At 61.9% G+C, this 19989-nt stretch carries 16 protein-coding genes; 12 read left to right on the top strand and 4 right to left on the bottom strand.

Annotated features, from left to right (window positions below):
- Position 1 precedes the first annotated feature (1 nt).
- Positions 2–2161 (bottom strand): TonB-dependent receptor, encoded by a 2160-nt coding sequence (locus ACJ8PL_RS02035; RefSeq protein WP_442530773.1) that lies wholly within the window; start codon positions 2159–2161, stop codon positions 2–4.
- Between the two features lie 188 nt (positions 2162–2349).
- Between ACJ8PL_RS02035 and modE the strand changes: the two genes are divergently transcribed.
- The 9 genes from modE (at position 2350) to gpmA (ending at position 11408) form a co-directional block, all read left to right on the top strand.
- Positions 2350–3141 carry a molybdenum-dependent transcriptional regulator gene (gene modE / locus ACJ8PL_RS02030; RefSeq protein WP_305179207.1) on the top strand — a complete coding sequence of 264 codons (792 nt, stop codon included), beginning with the start codon at positions 2350–2352 and terminating at the stop codon, positions 3139–3141.
- A 90-nt stretch (positions 3142–3231) separates the two neighbouring features.
- Complete coding sequence (modF, locus tag ACJ8PL_RS02025; RefSeq protein ID WP_442530771.1) at positions 3232–4719, top strand: molybdate ABC transporter ATP-binding protein ModF; 1488 nt, start codon at positions 3232–3234, stop codon at positions 4717–4719.
- A 94-nt stretch (positions 4720–4813) separates the two neighbouring features.
- On the top strand, positions 4814–5386 hold the full coding sequence (locus ACJ8PL_RS02020) for a cysteine hydrolase family protein (RefSeq protein ID WP_442530770.1): 573 nt from the start codon (positions 4814–4816) through the stop codon (positions 5384–5386).
- Positions 5387–5552: 166 nt separating this feature from the next.
- A complete protein-coding gene (locus ACJ8PL_RS02015; RefSeq protein WP_110146762.1) occupies positions 5553–6371 on the top strand; it encodes a CPBP family intramembrane glutamic endopeptidase in 819 nt (272 codons plus the stop codon).
- A gap of 285 nt (positions 6372–6656) precedes the next feature.
- Positions 6657–7709, top strand: a complete 1053-nt coding sequence (gene galT / locus ACJ8PL_RS02010) for a galactose-1-phosphate uridylyltransferase (RefSeq protein WP_117287039.1) — start codon at positions 6657–6659, stop codon at positions 7707–7709.
- Positions 7706–8857 carry a galactokinase gene (galK, locus tag ACJ8PL_RS02005; protein ID WP_079449565.1) on the top strand — a complete coding sequence of 384 codons (1152 nt, stop codon included), beginning with the start codon at positions 7706–7708 and terminating at the stop codon, positions 8855–8857. The genes galT and galK overlap by 4 nt, the downstream gene beginning before the upstream one ends.
- Positions 8851–9894, top strand: a complete 1044-nt coding sequence (gene galM / locus ACJ8PL_RS02000) for a galactose-1-epimerase (protein WP_097102593.1) — start codon at positions 8851–8853, stop codon at positions 9892–9894. The genes galK and galM overlap by 7 nt, the downstream gene beginning before the upstream one ends.
- Before the next feature lie 197 nt (positions 9895–10091).
- The gene (locus ACJ8PL_RS01995; protein ID WP_033633898.1) at positions 10092–10439 is read left to right on the top strand and encodes a PsiF family protein; all 348 of its coding nucleotides are present in this window, start codon (positions 10092–10094) and stop codon (positions 10437–10439) included.
- A 216-nt stretch (positions 10440–10655) separates the two neighbouring features.
- A complete protein-coding gene (gene gpmA, locus ACJ8PL_RS01990; protein WP_016928714.1) occupies positions 10656–11408 on the top strand; it encodes a 2,3-diphosphoglycerate-dependent phosphoglycerate mutase in 753 nt (250 codons plus the stop codon).
- Positions 11409–11454: 46 nt separating this feature from the next.
- On the opposite strand, the gene ACJ8PL_RS01985 is transcribed toward gpmA, so the two are convergent.
- The 3 genes from ACJ8PL_RS01985 to aroG all read right to left on the bottom strand — a co-directional run bounded on the left by ACJ8PL_RS01985 (position 11455) and on the right by aroG (position 15010).
- Positions 11455–12492, bottom strand: a complete 1038-nt coding sequence (locus tag ACJ8PL_RS01985; protein ID WP_116403656.1) for a M48 family metallopeptidase — start codon at positions 12490–12492, stop codon at positions 11455–11457.
- 7 nt (positions 12493–12499) lie between these two features.
- Positions 12500–13690, bottom strand: coding sequence for a YjgN family protein (locus ACJ8PL_RS01980; RefSeq protein WP_033633900.1), 1191 nt, complete (start codon positions 13688–13690; stop codon positions 12500–12502).
- A gap of 267 nt (positions 13691–13957) precedes the next feature.
- Positions 13958–15010, bottom strand: coding sequence for a 3-deoxy-7-phosphoheptulonate synthase AroG (aroG, locus tag ACJ8PL_RS01975; RefSeq protein WP_016928717.1), 1053 nt, complete (start codon positions 15008–15010; stop codon positions 13958–13960).
- A 212-nt stretch (positions 15011–15222) separates the two neighbouring features.
- Here aroG and ACJ8PL_RS01970 point away from each other — a divergent pair, with 212 nt between their 5' ends.
- Genes ACJ8PL_RS01970 through zitB form a run of 3 tightly spaced genes read left to right on the top strand, consistent with a single transcriptional unit; the run spans position 15223 to position 19987 of the window.
- The gene (locus tag ACJ8PL_RS01970) at positions 15223–15828 is read left to right on the top strand and encodes a response regulator (protein ID WP_028127666.1); all 606 of its coding nucleotides are present in this window, start codon (positions 15223–15225) and stop codon (positions 15826–15828) included.
- Positions 15825–19025, top strand: a complete 3201-nt coding sequence (locus ACJ8PL_RS01965) for an ATP-binding protein (protein ID WP_442530769.1) — start codon at positions 15825–15827, stop codon at positions 19023–19025. The genes ACJ8PL_RS01970 and ACJ8PL_RS01965 overlap by 4 nt, the downstream gene beginning before the upstream one ends.
- Entirely contained in the window at positions 19025–19987 is a 963-nt protein-coding gene (gene zitB, locus ACJ8PL_RS01960) for a CDF family zinc transporter ZitB (RefSeq protein ID WP_261419991.1), read from the top strand. Before ACJ8PL_RS01965 ends, zitB begins: the two co-directional genes overlap by 1 nt.
- Positions 19988–19989: the final 2 nt, after the last annotated feature.

The following is a 19989-nucleotide window of genomic DNA, read 5'->3' as shown; positions in this document are numbered from 1 at the left end:
GTCAGAACCTGACCGACACGAAGGTTTCATAGCTGCGCGGCGGCGCAATCAGCGCCTGATCCGGATAGGTGCGCTGATAGGCGTACAGCTGGTTGGTGGCGTTGCGAATGCGGAAACCGACATCGACGATCGGCGTCAGCTGATAGTCCGCCGCCAGATCAAGCGTGGTGTACGCGCGCATCTTGCGCCGGTTGGCATCGTCGTTGTAACTGCTGCCGACGTAGCGCAGCGAAGAAGCCAGCCCCAAACGTTCCGTCGCCTGATAATGCACGCTGAGGTTGGCGGTCCAGTCCGGGATATAGGCCGGGCGATTGCCGTTGTAGCTGCGCAGCGGGCTACCGCCGCGATAGTCGTCGTAGCGGGCGTGCGTGTAGGCGGCGTTGCCGGCCAGCTCCCAGCGCTCGTCGGGACGCAGCACCACGCCAAGCTCGATGCCGCGCGACGTCTGCCTGCCTACCGCGTTCAACGCATCCGGCCGCTGCGCGTCGGGCACAAACAGGTTGTCCTTGCGCAGTTCGTACAGCGCCAGCGTCGCCTCGCCCTTGTTACCCCAAAACTGCCCTTTGGCGCCGGCCTCCCACTGGCGCGCTCGCGTCAGCGGCAGATCGATCTGCGCCGGGCTGAGGAAGAACAGATCGTTGCCCGGCTCCTGGCCGGTGGTGTAGTTGGCGTAGAGCGTGAGGTTATCGGTCAATGCATAGCTGGGGCCCAGGCTCCAGGTGCTGAAAACGTAGGTGCGCGCGCGGCTCTCTTCCTGCGGCCCCTGGAAGCGCCAGTCCATATCCATATGGTTGTAGCGCAACTGGCCCAGCAACGCTAAACGCTCGGTCAGGCTGAAGCGATCTTCAAGAAAGGCGGCGTACTGATTCTGGGTGACGTGGCGCACCGGCGCGCGTTGGCGATCGGTGCCCTGCGCGAACGGCTCTCTGGGCGGCGCGCCGAGCGGCACGTCTTCGGAACCGGGGAAACCGTTGGAGTAGTACTGAAAATGCCGCTTGCTCAGGTCGAAGCCGACCAGCAACCGGTTATCGAAACCGGCAATGGCGCGATCGAACACCAGCGAACTGCGGTTGCCGATCAGATCGTCGTCGTGCGCCAGGGCGCCGAAAGAGTCGCGGTTGACGTCGCCGGGCCGGGCCGCCGCCGCGACGCGGAAACGCTCGACGTTGCGCCATTCGCGAAAGCCGCTGTAGTAATAGAATTGGTTATGCCACTCCACTTCGGGCGTCATAAACCAGTCCAGACTGGCCTGAAACGCGGTGGCGTTGCTCTGGATGCGGCTGTCGGTCAGGTTGTTGTAATTGATGTCGCGCAGCTCGCCGGCAATGCGCCCATTCAGCAGCGGCGTGCCGTAGTAAGGGTTGTTGGTGCGGTTGAGCATGCGGTCCAGGCTCAGCGTCAGCAACGCATCGTCCGTCAATTTAAACAGCAGCGAGCCGGAAACCCGCTTCTGCCGATCGCGTTCATACTGCACGTTGCTGCCGCTGTCGTTGCCACTGACGTCTAACCGGTACGCCACCGCATCGTCCACCAGCGCGCCGCCGGCCCCCAGATGCAGACGCTGGCTGCGGTAGCTGCCGAAGCCATAGTCGAGTTCAACCGGCTGGCGGCTGAAGGTCGGCCGCCGCGAGATCAGGTTGACGCTGCCGCCTGCGGCGCTCAGTCCGTTCAATGCCGACCCCGGCCCGCGCAGCACCTCGATGCTGTCGTAATGCGCCGGATCGCCCAGCTGCAGCGTGCTGCCGGGCATCTCTACGCCGTTATACAGCCAGGCGATCGGCCGAAAACCGCGCGCGGAAAAGTTGTTGGACAACGTTGGCGAAGCGACGCCGGACAGACCGGTGGCGCGCTCGACGGCGGCGGCCAGCGAGCGATCGCCCCGCTGTTGGATCGCCCGCGCGCGGATGATATCGACGCTGCGCGGCGTCTCCCGAGCGCTCAGCCCGAGCTGTGACGCGCTGCGGCTCAGGGCGTTCAACGCATCGTAACGCCCGGCGGAGGCCGCCGCCTCCACGGTGAGATGTTCTTCACATCCCGTGGCATTGCGGGCTTTATCGCAGTCGGCGGCGAAAGCCAGCGGCGCCGTCAGTGCGCCGCCGACCCAGGCGGCAAGGCATAAAGATTTTCTGGGCGTGCCAAGACGCCGGCGTGTCGTACTCATGTGGTGCATCCCTGTGGTGAAATAAAAACCGGCCGCAGCCGGCGTAAAGCCTTATTGTTTTTCTGTTATGTTATATTATAACAATAAAGCAATGCCAGTCTTTATTACCCCGCTCTCCAGCGCACTGCGTTTGGCGCTTTGTCGCCAAATCGGCGACAATAAGATTTTTGCCGCCGACAGGATGCGCTATGCAGGCCGAAATTCTTCTGACTCTCAAACTCCAGCAAAAGCTGTTCGCCGATCCGCGCCGCATCGCGCTGCTGAAACAGGTACAGCACACCGGCTCCATCAGCCAGGGCGCCAAACTGGCGGGCATCAGCTACAAAAGCGCCTGGGACGCCATCAATGAGATGAACCTACTGGCGGAACACACGGTGGTGGACCGCGCCACCGGCGGAAAAGGCGGCGGCGGCGCGCAGCTGACGCACTACGGCCAACGGCTGATCCAGCTGTATGACCTGCTGGGCCAGGTGCAGCAAAAGGCCTTCGATGTGTTGCAGCAGGACGATCTGCCGCTCGACAGTCTGCTGGCGGCCATCTCGCGCTTCTCGCTGCAAACCAGCGCGCGCAATCAATTTTTCGGCACCGTCATCGAGCGCGATCATCAGCAGGTGCAGCAGCATCTGGCGATCTTGTTGAACGACGGCAGCACTCGCCTGACGGCGGCCATCACCCAGCAAAGCGCCGACCGGCTGCAGCTGACGCCGGGCAAAGAGGTGCTGGCGCTGATCAAGGCGCCCTGGGTGCGGTTAAGCGTCGAGACGGCGGAACATGTCGACGCGGATAACGCGCTGGCGGGCGTGGTGGCCGGCATTCAGCCGGGCGCCGAACACAGCGAGGTGCTGGTGACGCTGGCGGGGGGCGAAACCCTGTGCGCCACGCTGACGACGGCGGAGTTGCAGCGCCTGCAGCTGAGCGTCGGCGCCGCCGTACACGCCCTGTTCAACGCCGACCACGTGATTGTCGCCACGTTGTGTTAAGCGCAACGTAACGTTGCATTTTTGTTGATTGACATCCCCCTGCAATACGCCTATTTCTAAGGCAAATAATTGCAAAAAAAGGAACAGGTGATGTCGTCGTTGCATATTTCGCAAGGTTCATTCCGCTTAAGCGATACCCGCACCCTGACGCTGGACGCGCTGGAAATCCAGGCCGGCGACAGCTGGGCCTTCGTCGGCGCCAACGGCAGCGGCAAATCCGCCCTGGCGCGCGCGCTGGCCGACGAACTGGTTCTGTTGAGCGGCGAGCGCCGCAGCGACTTTCAGCACGCGGTGCGCATCTCCTTCGAACAGCTGCAAAAAATGGTCAGCGACGAGTGGCAACGCAACAACACCGATCTGCTCAGCGCGGACGAAGACGACACCGGCCGCACCGCGGCGGAGATCATTCAGGAAGAGATGAAAGACGCCGCGCGCTGTGAGCGGCTGGCCGCGCAGTTCGGCATCACCGCCCTGCTGACGCGCCGCTTCAAATACCTCTCCACCGGCGAAACGCGCAAGACCCTGCTGTGCCGGGCGCTGATGCCCGAGCCCGACCTGCTGATCCTCGACGAACCCTTCGACGGGCTGGACGTGCACTCGCGCGCGCAGCTCGCCGCGTTGCTGAGCGAGCTTTCCGCCCAGGGCCAAACCGTGGTGCTGGTGCTCAACCGGTTCGACGAAATACCGGATTTTGTCCGCCAGGTGGGCGTGCTGGCGGACTGCACCCTGACCAGCCGCGGGCCGCGCAGCCAGGTAATGGCGGACGCGCTGGTGGCGCAGTTGGCGCACAGCGAAAACCTCAGCGGGCTGGCGCTGCCGGAAACCGAGGATCCGACGCAAAAAGTGGCCCTGCCGGCGGATCGGCCGCTGATCGTCCTGCGTGACGGCGTGGTCAGCTATAACGATCGGCCGATCCTCAATCATCTCGACTGGCAGGTTAACCCCGGCGAGCACTGGCAGATCGTCGGCCCGAACGGCGCCGGCAAATCCACGCTGCTCAGCTTGATCACCGGCGATCATCCACAGGGCTACAGCAACGATCTGACGCTGTTCGGCCGCCGCCGCGGCAGCGGGGAAACCATCTGGGAAATCAAACGCCATATCGGCTACGTCAGCAGCAGCCTGCATCTGGATTATCGCGTCAACACCAGCGTGCGCAACGTGGTGCTGTCAGGGTTCTTCGATTCGATCGGCATTTATCAGGCGGTCTCGGATCGTCAGCGGCAGCTGACAGAGCAATGGCTGGCGCTGCTCGGGCTCAACGGCGCGCGCGGTGACGCCCCGTTCCACAGCCTTTCCTGGGGCCAACAGCGGCTGGCGCTGATCGCCCGCGCGCTGGTGAAACACCCGGCGCTGCTGATCCTCGACGAGCCGCTGCAGGGGCTGGATCCGCTCAATCGCCAGCTGGTGCGCCGCTTTATCGACGTGCTGATCGGCCAGGGCGCCACCCAGTTGCTGTTCGTCTCGCACCATGCCGAAGATGCGCCGCAGTGCATCACTCACCGCCTCAGCTTCGTGCCCGACGGCGAAGGCGGCTATGGTTACCAACAGCAACGGCTGGAGGCGGCCTCAGCCTGAAACGCGGCGTAAACATATCCGGCAACACTTCACCGCAGCACATCACATTTGGCCTTTTATCATAGAAAGGAAGAAGGCCATTTTTGGAGACGCCATGTCCGCTGCGTTGATTATCATCGACCTGATCGAAGATCTGATCGGGCCCAAAGGGCGCGCCAACCACTGCCGCGAACAGGTGATGACGACCCACCTGCTTGCCAACGTCAATGCCGCCGCGGCCTATGCCCGGGTGCGAAAAATCCCGGTGATTTGGGTGCGGGTGGGATTCGCCGACGATTATCATGACATCCCGCCCCATTCGCCGCTGTTCAACCATCTCAAGCAGATCGGCGCGCTGCGGCTAAATGGCCCGGGCTGCCGCTGGATGCCCGAACTGCATCAGGAAGAGACCGATCTGCAGTTTGAAAAAACGGCAGTCAGCGCTTTCTCCGGTAACAATTTGTTAGCCTGGCTGCGGCAACATCGGTGCCACCACCTGCTGCTGGCGGGCAGCAGCACGCCGCTCGCCATCGAGAGCACCGCGCGGCAGGCGCACGACGCCGGCTTTCAGGTGACCGTGCTGCACGATCTGTGCGCGGCCCCCACGCAGGAGATCCACCAGCAGAGCCTGGATACCCTGCAAAACCTGGCCGAAATCACCCGTTCGCAGGCATGGATGAAAGGCTAACCCTCCTCGCCGCCGGTCGTGTGGGCCGGCATCATGCACAAATGCATCACTGCCCCGACCTTTAGCGTCATCCTGGTGTGCTACTATCCGCTCTAGCGCTCAATTTTGCCATCATCGCACGCCGCAAAGGCGCTGAGCGCCGTGTACATATTTAAAGGGACATATCATGTGGGGCGTACTGGCTGCTTCGTTATTTTTCTTGCCGTTTAATCGGCTGATAGCCTGGGTGATCCTGGCCGCCTCGGCGGGCATGGGGCTTTATCATGGGGTACTGACGCCGCTCAGCCTGAGTTATCTGCTGGCGATCGTAGCGCTGGCGGGGTTGCGCCACCATTTTCGCGCGCAGCGTAATCTGGCGATTGCGCTCGAAGGGCTGGTGGTCGCCGGCTGCGTGGCGCTGTTCTTGCACCTGGTGCCCGGCATCCACAATCAACTGATGATCGACGGCGAAAAAGCCGGTCCGCTCAGCGCGCCGTTCACCATGTATTACAACTTCGATAAGGCGATGGTGCCCTTCCTGCTGTTCGCCTGCTTGCCCACGCTGTTTTCCGCCGAACGCGGCGGCAACGCCAGCAGAGCGGGCTGGATTGCGCTGCTGCTGGCCGTGCCGGCGCTGTTGCTGCTGGCCGTCGCGCTGGGCGGCTTAAAAATTGAGTGGCATGCGCCCGCCTGGATCCTGCCTTTCGTGATGGCGAACCTGTTCTTTGTCTGCATGGCCGAGGAAGCGCTGTTTCGCGGCTACCTGCAACAGCGCCTCAGCCAGTGGCTGGGCGCCTGGCCGGCGCTGATCGTCGCCTCCCTGGTGTTCGGCGCCGCGCATCTGGCGGGCGGTACGCTGATGGTGATCTTCGCGACCCTCGCCGGGGTGATCTACGGCCTGGCGTGGATGTGGAGCGGCCGTCTGTGGGTGCCGATTCTGTTCCATTTCGGGCTTAATCTGACCCATCTGCTGTTCTTCACCTATCCGCTGTACCAGCATTCTTAACGGCTGAAGCCGGCAGAGAGCCCCTCTCTGCCGGCTGGTCGGGTGAAAACGCTATCACCGGCACTTCACCGCAATGCCCTCAATCACGTTGCCGCCTGCTTTTCTTCGCCCCTCCTGCGCTTTGCAATGAAGTGTAAACGATTCCATTTTTCGCGTTAGATCACCTTTTTACCGCCGCGGGCGTGCTATCTTTCTGCGCAACAGCCTCTCCCTGTTCAGCAACGGGCGTCTCAAGACGGTAATTGGAAGCGATTACACTTTCGTCGGCGCCAAGAAAGGAACCGTATGACGGAATTTAACCCTATCGATCATCCGCACCGCCGCTACAATCCGCTGAGCGGCCAGTGGGTGCTGGTCTCACCGCACCGCGCCAAGCGCCCCTGGCAGGGCCAGCAGGAGGCCGTCCCCACAGAAACGCTGCCGGCGCACGATCCCGACTGTTTCCTGTGCCCGGGCAACGCGCGCGTCACCGGCGATCGCAATCCGGATTATCGCGGTACCTATGTTTTCACCAACGATTTCGCCGCGCTGATGAGCGATACGCCGCCGGCGCCCGACAGCCAGGATCCGCTGATGCGCAGCCAGAGCGCGCGCGGCGTCAGCCGGGTGATCTGCTTCTCTCCCGATCACAGCAAGACCCTGCCCGAACTGACGCTGCCGGCGCTGGAGCAGGTGGTTGCCGCCTGGCAGGCGCAAACCGATGAGCTGGGCAAGCACTACCCCTGGGTACAGCTGTTCGAAAACAAAGGCGCGGCGATGGGCTGCTCCAACCCGCACCCGCACGGGCAGGTCTGGGCCAACAGCTTTCTGCCGAACGAGGCCGAACGCGAAGATCGCCTGCAGCACGACTATTTCCGGGAATATGCCTCCCCGCTGCTGCTGGATTATGCACAGCGCGAGCTGGCCGCAGGCGAACGCATCGTGGTGAACACCGAACACTGGCTGGCGGTGGTGCCCTACTGGGCCGCCTGGCCGTTTGAAACGCTGCTGCTGCCGAAAACGGCGGTGCAGCGCATCACCGAACTCGGCGCGGCGCAGAGCAGCGATCTGGCGCTGGCGCTGAAGAAGCTGACCAGCCGCTACGACAACCTGTTCCAGTGTTCCTTCCCCTATTCGATGGGATGGCACGGCGCGCCGTTCAACGGCGCCGACAACCAGCACTGGCAGCTGCACGCCCATTTCTATCCGCCGCTGCTGCGTTCAGCCAGCGTGCGCAAATTTATGGTCGGTTACGAGATGCTGGCGGAAACCCAGCGCGACCTGACCGCCGAACAGGCCGCAGAGCGTCTGCGCGCCGTCAGCGATATTCATTACCGTGAAGCCGGAGCCCAAGCATGAGCCTGAAACCGCTTACCCATTCCCTGTTTACCGAGCACTTCGGCTACGCGCCGGCGTTGACCATCCAGGCGCCGGGGCGGGTGAACCTGATCGGCGAGCATACCGATTACAACGACGGCTTCGTGCTGCCCTGCGCCATCGATTACCAAACCGTCATCGCCTGCGCCAAGCGCGACGACCGCCAGATCCGCGTGCTGGCCGCCGATTATCAGAATCAGCAGGATCAATTCTCGCTCGACGAGCCGATCGTCAGCCACCCCGATCAGCGCTGGTCCGACTATGTGCGCGGCGTGGTGAAACATCTTCAGCGCCGCAACGCCGACTTCGGCGGCGCGGATCTGGTGATCGCCGGCAATGTGCCGCAAGGGGCGGGGCTCAGCTCCTCCGCCGCGCTGGAGGTGGCGGTGGGCCAGGCGCTGCAGGCGCTCTATCAGCTGCCGCTGGACGGCGTGGCGCTGGCGCTGAACGGCCAGGAGGCGGAGAACCAGTTCGTCGGCTGCAACTGCGGCATCATGGACCAGTTGATCTCCGCGCTCGGCCGGCGCGACAGCGCTCTGCTGATCGACTGCCGCTCGCTGGAGACCCGTGCGGTGCCGATGCCGGACAGCGTCGCGGTGGTGATCATCAACTCCAATGTGCAGCGCGGGCTGGTGGACAGCGAGTACAACACCCGCCGCACACAGTGCGAAGAAGCGGCGCGGTTCTTCGGCGTCAAGGCGCTGCGCGACGTCAGCCCGGAACAGTTTGCAGCGCGTCAACATCAGTTGGATCCGTTGGTGGCCAAACGCGCGCGCCATGTCATCAGCGAGAACGCCCGCACGCTGGCGGCGGCCGACGCGCTGGCGGCAGGCGACCTGCAGCGCATGGGCCGGCTGATGGCGGAGTCCCACGCCTCGATGCGCGATGATTTTGAAATCACCGTGCCGCCGATCGATCGGTTGGTCGAGATCGTCAAAGCGACGATCGGCCCGCGCGGTGGCGTGCGCATGACCGGCGGCGGCTTTGGCGGCTGCATCGTCGCGCTGATGCCGCAGGATCTCGTGGAGTCGGTGCGTGCCGCCGTGGCGCACGAGTATCCGCGGCAAACCGGCGGATTGCAGGAAACCTTCTATGTCTGCCAGGCTTCGCAGGGGGCCGGTACATGCTGACGGCAACCACGGCAGCGGCGCCCGATGGGCAGCCTTACCAGCTGACACAGCTGCAAAACGCCGACGGCATGACGGTGACGCTGATGGACTGGGGCGCCACCTGGCTGTCCGCCGTCTTGCCGCTCAAATCCGGTGAAAAACGCGAACTGCTGCTCGGCTGCCGCAGCCCGGCGGACTACCCGCATCAAGGCGCCTATCTGGGCGCCACCGTCGGCCGTTACGCCAACCGCATCGCCAACGCCAGTTTGCCCATCGACGGGAAACCCCATGCGCTGGCCGCCAATCAGGGTGCCCACCAGCTGCACGGCGGCCCCGACGGTTTCCATGCCCGCCGCTGGCGCCGGGTACAGCACGAGGCGCAACAGGTTTGCTATGCGCTGCACTCGGCGGAGGGCGATCAGGGTTTCCCCGGCAATCTCGACGTGCAGGTTTGTTACCGCCTGACCTCGGATAATCGTCTGGAAATCAACTACCTGGCGCAGGTCGATCGCCCCTGCCCGGTCAATCTGACCAACCACGCCTATTTCAATCTCGACGGCGCCGGCACCGACGCCCGCGCCCAACGGCTGCAGCTGTTCGCCGATCGCTACCTGCCCGTCGACGCCGAGGGCATTCCCTGTGCCGATCTGACGGCGGTGGACGGCAGCGGCATGGATTTTCGTCAGCCGAAAACGTTGTTACAGGATTTCCTGCGCGATCGCGACCAGCAGCGGGTGAAAGGCTACGATCACGCCTTTCTGCTGCAGCGTACCTGTGGGGCGCTGGAGAGCCCGGCGGCGCATTTGTGGTCCGCCGACGGGCAAGTGCAAATGAGCGTGTTCACCGACGCGCCTGCGCTGCAGCTCTACAGCGGCAATTATCTGGCCGGCACGCCGGCGCGCGATGGCGGCAGCTACGCCAACCATGCCGGCGTGGCGCTGGAGAGCGAGTTTTTGCCGGACAGCCCGCACCATCCCGAGTGGCCGCAGCCGGACTGTTGGCTGCAACCGGGGAGCCGCTACCGCAGCGCCACGCATTATCAGTTTTATCCTATCTGACCCGCTACGCCCCTCGCCGTGCGGCCGGGGGCAATTTGTTATAAATGCTTACCTTTTAGCGCCATCCCCCCACCGGCGCCCACCTTCCCTTATTCCAAAGCGCGCACTACACTCAGGCTACCGTGATAAGCACAACGCCTTGTGCAACGTCACCATTTTCGGCCGATGGCGGCCAATCAATAGCTGAAGGAACACCTATGCGTCTGATTACTGCACTTCCATTGCTGGCGGGCTTAATGCTGAGCACCAATCTGATGGCGGCCGACGCGACGACGGCGACGAAAACGCCTTCGCCGGCGCAGGCGGCCCAACAGAAACGCATGACCGATTGCAACCAGCAGGCATCCACCAAGTCGCTGAAAGGCGCCGATCGCTCCACCTTTATGAGCACCTGCCTGAAGTCCGAAGGCACCGCTGCGTCCGGCAAAACCCTGACGCCGCAGCAGCAGAAAATGAAAAGCTGCAACGCCGACGCCAAGACCAAGGATCTGAAGGGCGACGCGCGTAAAACCTTCATGAGCAACTGCCTGAAAAAATCGGCCTGATTTTCCCTACGCCACGGCGCGTCCGGAGCGATTCCGACGTGCCGTTTCTCCCCCTTCCGCATCAGCCTGAACGATTCAGCTTTTTCCTTTCGCCAGCCCTTACTTTGCGGCAAGAAATTGGCTATGGTTAGACACTATCGATTGCCGAGCCCCGGCCCGCGGCAATATAATGATTTTCGTTATCATTGAAATGTCAGATTATTAAGGAGTTAAGCTATGGCTGTAACTAAGCTGGTTCTGGTGCGTCACGGCGAAAGCCAGTGGAACCAAGAAAACCGCTTCACCGGTTGGTATGATGTTGATCTGTCCGACAAGGGCCGCACCGAAGCGAAAGCAGCAGGCAAGCTGTTGAAAGAAGAAGGTTTCACTTTCGACTTCGCTTACACCTCCGTACTGAAGCGCGCGATCCACACCCTGTGGAACATCCTCGACGAGCTGGATCAAGCCTGGTTGCCAACCGAAAAATCCTGGAAGCTGAACGAACGTCACTACGGCGCGCTGCAGGGTCTGAACAAAGCGGAAACCGCGGAAAAATACGGCGACGAGCAGGTGAAACAATGGCGTCGCGGCTTCGCGGTGACCCCACCTGAGCTGACCAAAGAAGACGAACGTTACCCTGGCCACGATCCGCGCTACGCCTCGCTTAGCGAGCAAGAGCTGCCGCTGACCGAAAGCCTGGCGCTGACCATCGATCGCGTTATCCCTTACTGGGACGAAGAGATCCTGCCACGCATCAAGAGCGGCGAGCGCGTGATCGTTGCGGCGCACGGCAACTCCCTGCGCGCGCTGGTGAAATACCTGGATAACCTGAGCGAAGATGAAATCCTCGAGCTGAACATCCCAACCGGCGTGCCGTTGGTGTATGAGTTCGACGAGAACTTCAAACCAACCAAACGTTACTACCTGGGTAACGCCGACGAGATCGCAGCAAAAGCGGCGGCCGTAGCGAACCAAGGTAAAGCGAAGTAATTTCGCCCGTTCACGAAAAAGCCCCCGGTTTTCACCGGGGGCTTTTTTATTGCTGCTGCGCCATCGCCTCGTTCACCGCGTCCAGCCGTTCCTGCATCGCCGGATGGGTGCTGAGCCAGGCAGGCAGCGCCCAGTCATCGGCCTTTTCTCGTTCAGGCGCCTGCGCCAACGCGCGGTAGATCGCCGCCATTTCCGCCAACGAACGCCCCTGGCGCTGCATTTCCGCTATCGCAAACGCATCCGCCTCACGCTCCATCCCGCGAGAAAACTGCATCTCATTCACGAAGGATGCGGACTGCAGCAGCGTGTCGCCGATGCCGCTGACGTCACCCGTCATCCACATCAGCGTCAACGCCACCAGTGACGAACGCACCAACATGCGCATCGGGTGACGATGGGCGTGATGCCCCATCTCATGCAGCATCACCGCCGCCAAGCCATCGTCGTTTTTTGACAAGGTGACCAGGCTGTCGCTAAGCACCAGCGTGCCGTCCGGCAACATAAAGGCGTTCGGCGCACCGGGCGCCGCCATCAGCTTCAGCGAGAGCGGCGTGCGCTCCTGGCGCATCTCGGCCGGCATCACCTGCCGGAACAACTGCTGCAGCGCCCGTTGCCGTTCGGCCGGCAGTGCGGAGGGCGCGAAGCCGCTCTGGTCCAAAAACGTCTGCGTATGTTCGCCCAGCGTCTGTTCCACCGAGGTGGGGACGCGCATGGCGATCTCGCTGCTCGCCCACGGCAGCACCACGTAAACGTAAGCCACTACCGCCAGCAGCGTCATCAGCAGCGCCAGGGCGACGCCGCGTTTATGGCGTTCCAGGCGATGCACCCACCCCGGCGAACGGCGTTGATAGAACCAGCGGCGAAAGGCCGCGTCGTCGTCAGGCACAAAGCGCCCGCCGCCCTTGAAGGTGAGCGTCAGCGGAATATTGCCCAGCGCGGCAGAAACGGTGATGTCCGTCAGCGGGATGTAACGCTGTTCATCCTGCCGCTGCAACGTCACGCCTTCGCCGCTTTCGTTCACCAGCAGACGAGCCGCCTCACGTGCGGCCCGTCCCGGCAACTGATAAGCGCCTTCAAGGATCATCGGCGCCTCAGAAGTTGCCGCCCAGATCCAGCGCCTGCAGCGCTTCTTCGGCCACCGCGCTGTTGGCGCTTTCCTGATGCGCCGTAATGTCCAGCAGCGCCAGATCGCCTTCAACCGCCGTGCAGGCCGCTAGATAACGGGCATGACGCACTTCCGCCACCGGCGCCGCCAAACCGAGCGAGAACAGGGTAATCAGGGTATTGGTGATCAACAATCCCATATACGGCAGCGTTTTCATTGAGGAATGCAGCTTGATGTCGCCGTTCAGCCTTGCCTGGTTAAACAGATAGTTGCGCTGGGCAACGACCTGGTAGCTGCTGGCCACCAGCGCGCCGATCAACAGCACCACCATCATCAGCAGAAGGCTGCTGATATTGTCCAGCACCAGCACATCAATGGCTTCATTGGTCAACATGCCCATCAACACCATCTGATAGAGAGTAAAGAAGAACGAACCGATGCACACCAACGCGACCAACATGAATGGCAGGAATATGAGCAGGCCGATCAAGGCAAATTTGATAAAGGCCGATTTCTTCAGTTCGGCAATAAACGGTGTGCGCCCGAAGAACAGGTTATTAACGTACAAATCATGCTGCAGTGCGCTAATAATGCCGTTTACCGCCGCAAATGCCGGCACGGCCAAAATCAGCGTCAGCACCAGCATAAAAGCGATGGCGTTGATGCTGCCAAGACCGCTGCCAATGCCGAGCAAGATGATCAGACCGACATACAGCCCGATAATCAGCAATAACGGGCAGAACAGTAAAGCCCAATAGGCACGCCCGGTGCGGCAGACATAATTAAAACGCACGCCGCGATAGCTCGACATAATCGCATTGTAGCGCCAGCTGCGAATAACGATCCACGGCAGCAGGGCAAGCAACACCAGCAAAGCCAGCAGCCCCAACAGGGGCGTTATCGCCAGCAAGATATAAAACACGATGATGCCGCCGATCACCAACAGCCGCCCTTTCAGAATTTGCAGCGGTTGTGCATGGTAGTCGAAACGATCGCCGTCCAATTCCGTGTTGCCGTAAAAATAGCGGCGACGGCGCACCGTCGCCCAGGCGGAATAGATGCCCAGGGTCAAGGCGGTCAATAATGCATTGACTAACCAAATAGCGAAGTACTCACCACCTTTCCCATGGAATTTAATCCGGTGCAGCCCCAGCGGCTGCGAGGTATTGTTTGTCATAATTCTTTCATCCTGAAAGGAATAAGGTCATACCACTCCCCACTTATTAGGCCTGCGGGGTTTATGGAATAAAAAAAGCGTCTTATATAAGCACAATGCCGCGAGTAGTGACAATTATTCTTTTCTTAAATAGGAATAATGCGAAGAGGGCCGCTTAAGGACTTAATTGGCCTATTAACTGTAAGCCTTAAAGTCGTGGAATATAGAGAAGTGCAATGGCAAGGATAAAACAAGGGCCCGTTATCGGGCCCTTGTCATTGTTTGCGGTTATCCGCGGCGCGCTTTCACCGCCGCCGCCAGATCGCGCAGCACGGTTTCGGTGTCCTGCCAGCCGATGCAGCCGTCGGTGACGCTCTTGCCGTAAACCAGCGGTTCGCCGCTTTCGAGGTTCTGGTTGCCTTCCACCAGGTGACTTTCGATCATCACGCCGATGATCGCTTTTTCACCGCCGCTAATCTGCCCGCACACGTCCGCGCTCACGTCCATCTGCTTTTTGAACTGTTTGCTGCTGTTGGCATGGCTGAAGTCGATCATCACCTGCGCAGGCAGCCCGGCTTTGCTCAGGCCGGCTTTGACGTCCTTCACGTGCGCCGCGCTGTAGTTCGGCTCTTTGCCGCCGCGCAGAATAATGTGGCAGTCGCCGTTGCCGCTGGTATTAACGATCGCCGAGTGACCCCACTTGGTCACCGACAGGAAGCAGTGCGGCGCGCCGGCGGCGTTGATGGCGTCGATCGCCACCTTGATGGTGCCGTCGGTGCCATTCTTGAAACCGACCGGGCACGAGAGGCCGGAGGCCAGCTCGCGGTGCACCTGCGATTCCGTGGTGCGCGCGCCGATGGCGCCCCAGCTCATCAGATCCGCCAGGTACTGCGGCGTGATCATGTCGAGGAATTCGCCGGCGGCCGGCAGACCGCTGTCGTTGATCTCCACCAGCAGTTTGCGCGCCAGGCGCAGGCCGTCGTTGATGTTGAAGCTGTTGTCCATCTGCGGATCGTTGATCAGGCCTTTCCAGCCCACGGTGGTGCGCGGTTTTTCGAAGTATACGCGCATCACCACTTCCAGCTCGCCGCTCAGTTCTTCACGCAGCGCCAGCAGGCGCCCCGCGTATTCTTTGGCGGCTTGGGTATCGTGGATGGAGCAAGGGCCAATCACCACCAGCAGGCGATCGTCGCTGCCGCGGAGGATATTGTGAATCGCGCTGCGGGCCTGGGACACCGTCTTTGCCGCGCGTTCGGTAGCCGGGAATTTCTCCAGCAGAGCCACCGGCGGCAGGAGTTCCTTAATATCATTAATGCGTAAATCGTCGTTTTGGTAATTCATAGCTTTTCCATTCGGTATCGAGGGGTATTTCGCAGTGCGTAACGGTGTAGATCCCAACAATCTAGCCTGTGGGAATGGCGCTGTAAATCACCTTTGCCCCCCTCCGCTGGAACCGCCAAATTAACAGCAGATTGTGCTGTTTCATCAGGGGAGCGCAGAGCCTCCTTTTTCGCTATGCTAGCGATCGGAATATAAAGCGACCCGAGTTGAACATGCCTTCTCTGTTATTAGTTGATGACCACCCGGTGGTTCATGTCGCACTGGAAGCGGCGCTAATGAAATCATCCCGCCCCTACCGCCTGCAGGCGGCACAGGACGACGTCCAGGCGTTGGCTCTGCTGGCCGAGGCCGCTTTCGGTCTGGTGATCCTGGATATCGGCCTGCCGCAGGTCGATGGGCTGCAGCTGTTGAAAAAAATCCGCCGCCGCTACCCGCAACAAAAGATCCTGATCTATACCGCGCAAGAGGCCGATGTGTATGCGCGCATGGCGCATGCCGCCGGCGCCGACGGTTTCGTCAATAAAGGCAGCTCGCTGGCGGAGTTGGTGCTGGCGATCGAGCAGGTGCTGGACGGTGAAGCCAGTTTCCCCGCCGCCGCGCTGGCCGAAGAAGCGCCGACGGCGGACGGCGGGCTGCTCACGCCCAAGGAGCTCGAGGTGCTGGGTTTGCTGAGCCAGGGGCTGTCCAACCTGCAGATCGCCGACCGGCTGCACATCAGCAACAAGACCGTCAGCACGCATAAGAAAAACATCCAGCGCAAAACCGGCGCCGGTAATCTGCTGGAGCTGGTGGCGGTATTTAAAGAGCTGGCGCCATGATGCGCCGCGCCCTGCTGCTGCTGATCCTGTGGTGCGGCCTGGCGCAGGCGGGGGAGCCGGTGCGCTATCAGCTGGTCAGCAATCTGAATACCCCCGAGAACATGCTGATCGTCGGCGAGAAAAACCCCTGGCGCGACCGCACGCTGCGCGTCGGCATCATCAGTGAGAACACCAGCCCGTACAACATCATTGTGGATGACGATCTGTATGGGCTGAACGCCGACTACCTCGGCTATATCCAGCAGGTAACCGGCATTCGCTTCGCCATTTACGGCTTCGCCGATCTGACGCAGCTGGAGCAGGCGCTGCACGACGGCAAAATCGATCTGCTGTATGGCATCCCGCAAAGTGAAGCGCTGCACGGATTGGCGATCTCTCAGCCCTATTACGTCAGCAACCTGCGCGTATTGCGCGACCGCAGCAACGATCGGCCGGTGATGCTCAACTCCGCCAATGCCCGCGTCGCGATCGGCGCGCTGACCGACATGCAGTCTGGCGGCGCCCTGCAGGCGGTGGCGTCGCAGATCCAGCGCTACGACAACAACCTGCAGGCGGTCTATTCGCTGCTCAACGGCAGCAGCGACTACTTTATCGCCGACGAGGCCAGCGCCAGCTTTATCATCGACCAGTTGCAGCTCGGCCAGCTCTATCAGATTGAAAGCAACGAGAACCTGGGCAACCTGTCCTTCGTGTTCGCCGCCGCCGACCCGCGGCTGATAGATACGCTGGACACCGCCATCGCCGACGCGCCGATGGAGCTGATGAATGCCCTGCAGAGCCGCTGGAGCAAAAAGATCCCCAGCTACCTCGATACCGGCAATGCCGATCTGACGACGATGGAGAAGAATTGGGTGGCGAGCCACCGCGTGGTTTACTACGCCGCCATCGAGAACAATTTCCCGTTCGCCTACCGCGGCTCCGACGGCCAGCCGCGCGGCTACGCCATCGATATTCTCAACATCATCGCGCAAAACACCGGGCTGCGTTTCGCGCCGCTGTGGGCGCGCAACGCCGAGCAAGCCGATCAGCTGGTGCAATCCGGCCAGGCCAGCTTCCGCGCCGCCCTGCCGCTGGCGCGCGGCGTCAAGGCGCGCTACAGCGCCAGCATGCCGATCCACCGTTCGCTGTGGGGCGTTTACGTCGGCCAGTATGCCAACGGCGTCTCGACCTGGGGCGATCTGGCCGGCAAGCGCATCGGCGTGCTGCAGGGCGATTTGGCGCAGGGGCTGGTGCCGGAACAGGAACAGACCGTCAGCTTCGCCGACAGCAAGTCGATGTACGACGCGCTGGCCAACGGCCAGTTGGATGCGCTGGTGGATAACGTCATCTCCGCCAACTTTTTGGCGCTGTCGCGCTATTCCGGCGCCATCAAGCTGGCCTTCGCCGCCAACAACATCCCCTATCCGGTGGCTTTCGGCGTGCGCCGCGATCAGCCGCTGCTGCTGGCGATCCTCGATAAGAACCTGATGCAGATCCCGGCGGATACCCTGCAATCGCTGCGCGACGAGTGGATCGTCGATCGCAGCAACCTGATCGACGCGGTGAACGACAACCGCATGCCGCCGCAGACCACCTGGCTGCTGGCGCTGTTGGCCGCCGCTACCGTGCTGCTGTTGGCGCTGACTCTGCGCCGTTTCATGCTGCAGCGCCGTGAAAAACGCGAACGCGAAGAGCTCGAGCAGGCGCGCCGCCGCGCCGAAGCGGAAAATCGCATGAAGAGCAAATTCCTCGCCACCGTCAGCCATGAACTGCGCACGCCGATGCACGCCATCCTCGGCCTGCTGGAACTGGAGCTCAAACGCCAACCTGCGCCGGAAGGCCTGCCGGTGATTTACAGTTCGGCCTCATCGCTGCTCAACCTGCTCAACGACCTGCAGGATCACGCGCGGTTGGAAACCGGGTCGTTGACGTTGGCGCCAAAACCGGTGGCGCTGCGCCCCTGGGTCGCGCGCATCGACGCCCTTTACCGACCGCTGATCGGCGATCGGCCGTTGACGCTGAGCGTGGTGGCGGATCTGGCGCTGCCGGAGGCGGTGGTCATTGATGGTGAGCGTTTACTTCAGGTGGCTAACAACCTGATAAACAACGCGATAAAGTTCACGCCGCGCGGTGCCATTCAGGTCGAAGTCGGCTGGCGCGCGCAGGATGAACGGCAGGGGGAATTGCATCTGACGGTGAACGACAGCGGCTGCGGCATCGCCGCCGATGAGGTAGGCAAGCTGTTTCAACCGTTTTACCGCGCGCGCGGCGCGCAACGCATCTCGGTGCAAGGAACCGGTTTGGGCCTGTCGATCTGCAAAGAAATCGTCGAACAGATGGGCGGCCGCATCGCGTTGCACTCGCAGCCGGGCGTCGGTACACGCGTCGAGGTCGCGATACCGGTCGAGCTGAGCGGCGCGCCGCCGGCTGTCGCCCCGGCAGAGCGTAGCTTTGATCTGCCGTCTTCCGCCATGCGTACCGCGCTGATCGACGATCATCCCACCAATCTGTTGCTGCTGGAACGCCAGCTGCGCCACTTCGGGCTGCAGCCGGCCCGCTTTGAACAAGGCTATGCGCTGCTGCAGGCCCAGCGCCGGCAGCCGTTCGATCTGCTGTTTATCGACTATAACATGCCGCGCCCGGACGGACTGACGCTGGCCAGGCTGATCCGGCGCGACGAACAGCGGCTGCAGCGCCCGCCTTGCCGCATCGTGCTCTGCTCGGCAGACGTGCAGGAGTTTACCCGCATCCCGCCGGGCCTGGTGGCGATCGACCACTTCCTGACCAAGCCGATTTCACTGGCGGCAATCGGCCAGGTATTGACTCAGCAACCGCAGGCTCAGGAAGAAAAGTCAGTCCTTACTGACCTACGGCAAACGCTGGCTGAGATGGCGGGCGGCGATCGCGCCATGATGCAGCGGCTGGCGCAGACGCTCAACGACACGCTGCGGCAAGACCGGCAGCGGCTCGCGGATGCCGTCGCCGCGAGCGACTGGCCACGCCTGGAACAGGCGGCGCACCGCATCAAGGGCAGCCTGCTGATGCTGCAGTTGCCGGAAGCCGCGCGGCTGTGCCAGCAACTGGTGGAAACCGCACGTCGGGGCGAACTTGCCGCCGCCGCTTATACTAAATTAAAGGCGTCAGTGGCGCAGATAGAACCGGAGCTGGACGCTCTGCTCGCCGCCGCCCCCACTTTCGCTATGCATAAGGATGAATAATGTCGGACACTCCACACGTACACCTGCCGAAAGACAGTAATAGTAAACGCCTACTGACCGCTTTTTTAGTCACCGCCGTCTTTATGGTGGCCGAAGTGGCCGGCGGCCTATTGTCCGGCTCGCTGGCGCTGTTGGCCGACGCCGGGCACATGCTGACCGATGCCGCCGCGCTGTTGGTGGCGCTGATGGCGGTGCACTTTTCCCAGCGCAAGCCCAACGCGCGCCACACCTTCGGCTATCTGCGCCTGACCACCCTGGCGGCCTTCCTCAACGCCGCGGCGCTACTGGTGATCGTGGTATTCATCCTGTGGGAGGCGATACGGCGTTTCTTCGAACCACAGCCGGTGATGGGTACTCCGATGCTGATCATCGCCATAGCGGGGCTGCTGGCGAACCTGTTCGCCTTCTGGCTGCTGCATCGCGGCAGCGAAGAGAAAAATATCAACGTGAGGGCGGCCGCGCTGCATGTGTTGGGCGACCTGCTCGGCTCGGTGGGCGCCATCGTCGCCGCCATCGTCATTCTCGCCACCGGCTGGACGCCGATTGACCCGATCCTGTCGGTGCTGGTCTCCTGTCTGGTGCTGCGCAGCGCCTGGCGGCTGCTGAAGGAGAGCTTCCACGAGCTGCTGGAAGGCACGCCGCAGGAGGTCAACATCGCCAAGCTGCAAAAAGACCTGTGCCTGAACATCCCGGAAGTGCGCAATATCCACCACGTACACGTCTGGCAGATCGGCGAACAGAAGCTGATGACGCTGCATGCGCAGGTGATCCCGCCGCATGACCACGATGGGCTGTTGCAACGTATCCAGGCTTATCTGTTGGAACACTACAAGATCGGCCACGTGACCATCCAGATGGAGTACCGACACTGCGAGACGCCGGACTGCGGTATCAACCGGGCACCGGAGCCGAGTGAACACTCACATGCCGAAGCGCATTCCCATCTGGGGCATCACCACTAAGC

The organism is Serratia sp. CY83965, assembly GCF_052166375.1.
In the GTDB taxonomy this organism is placed as follows: Bacteria; Pseudomonadota; Gammaproteobacteria; order Enterobacterales; family Enterobacteriaceae; genus Serratia; species Serratia marcescens.
Note: the sequence above shows the minus strand (reverse complement) of the source record. Positions and strands in the feature narration are given on the sequence as shown.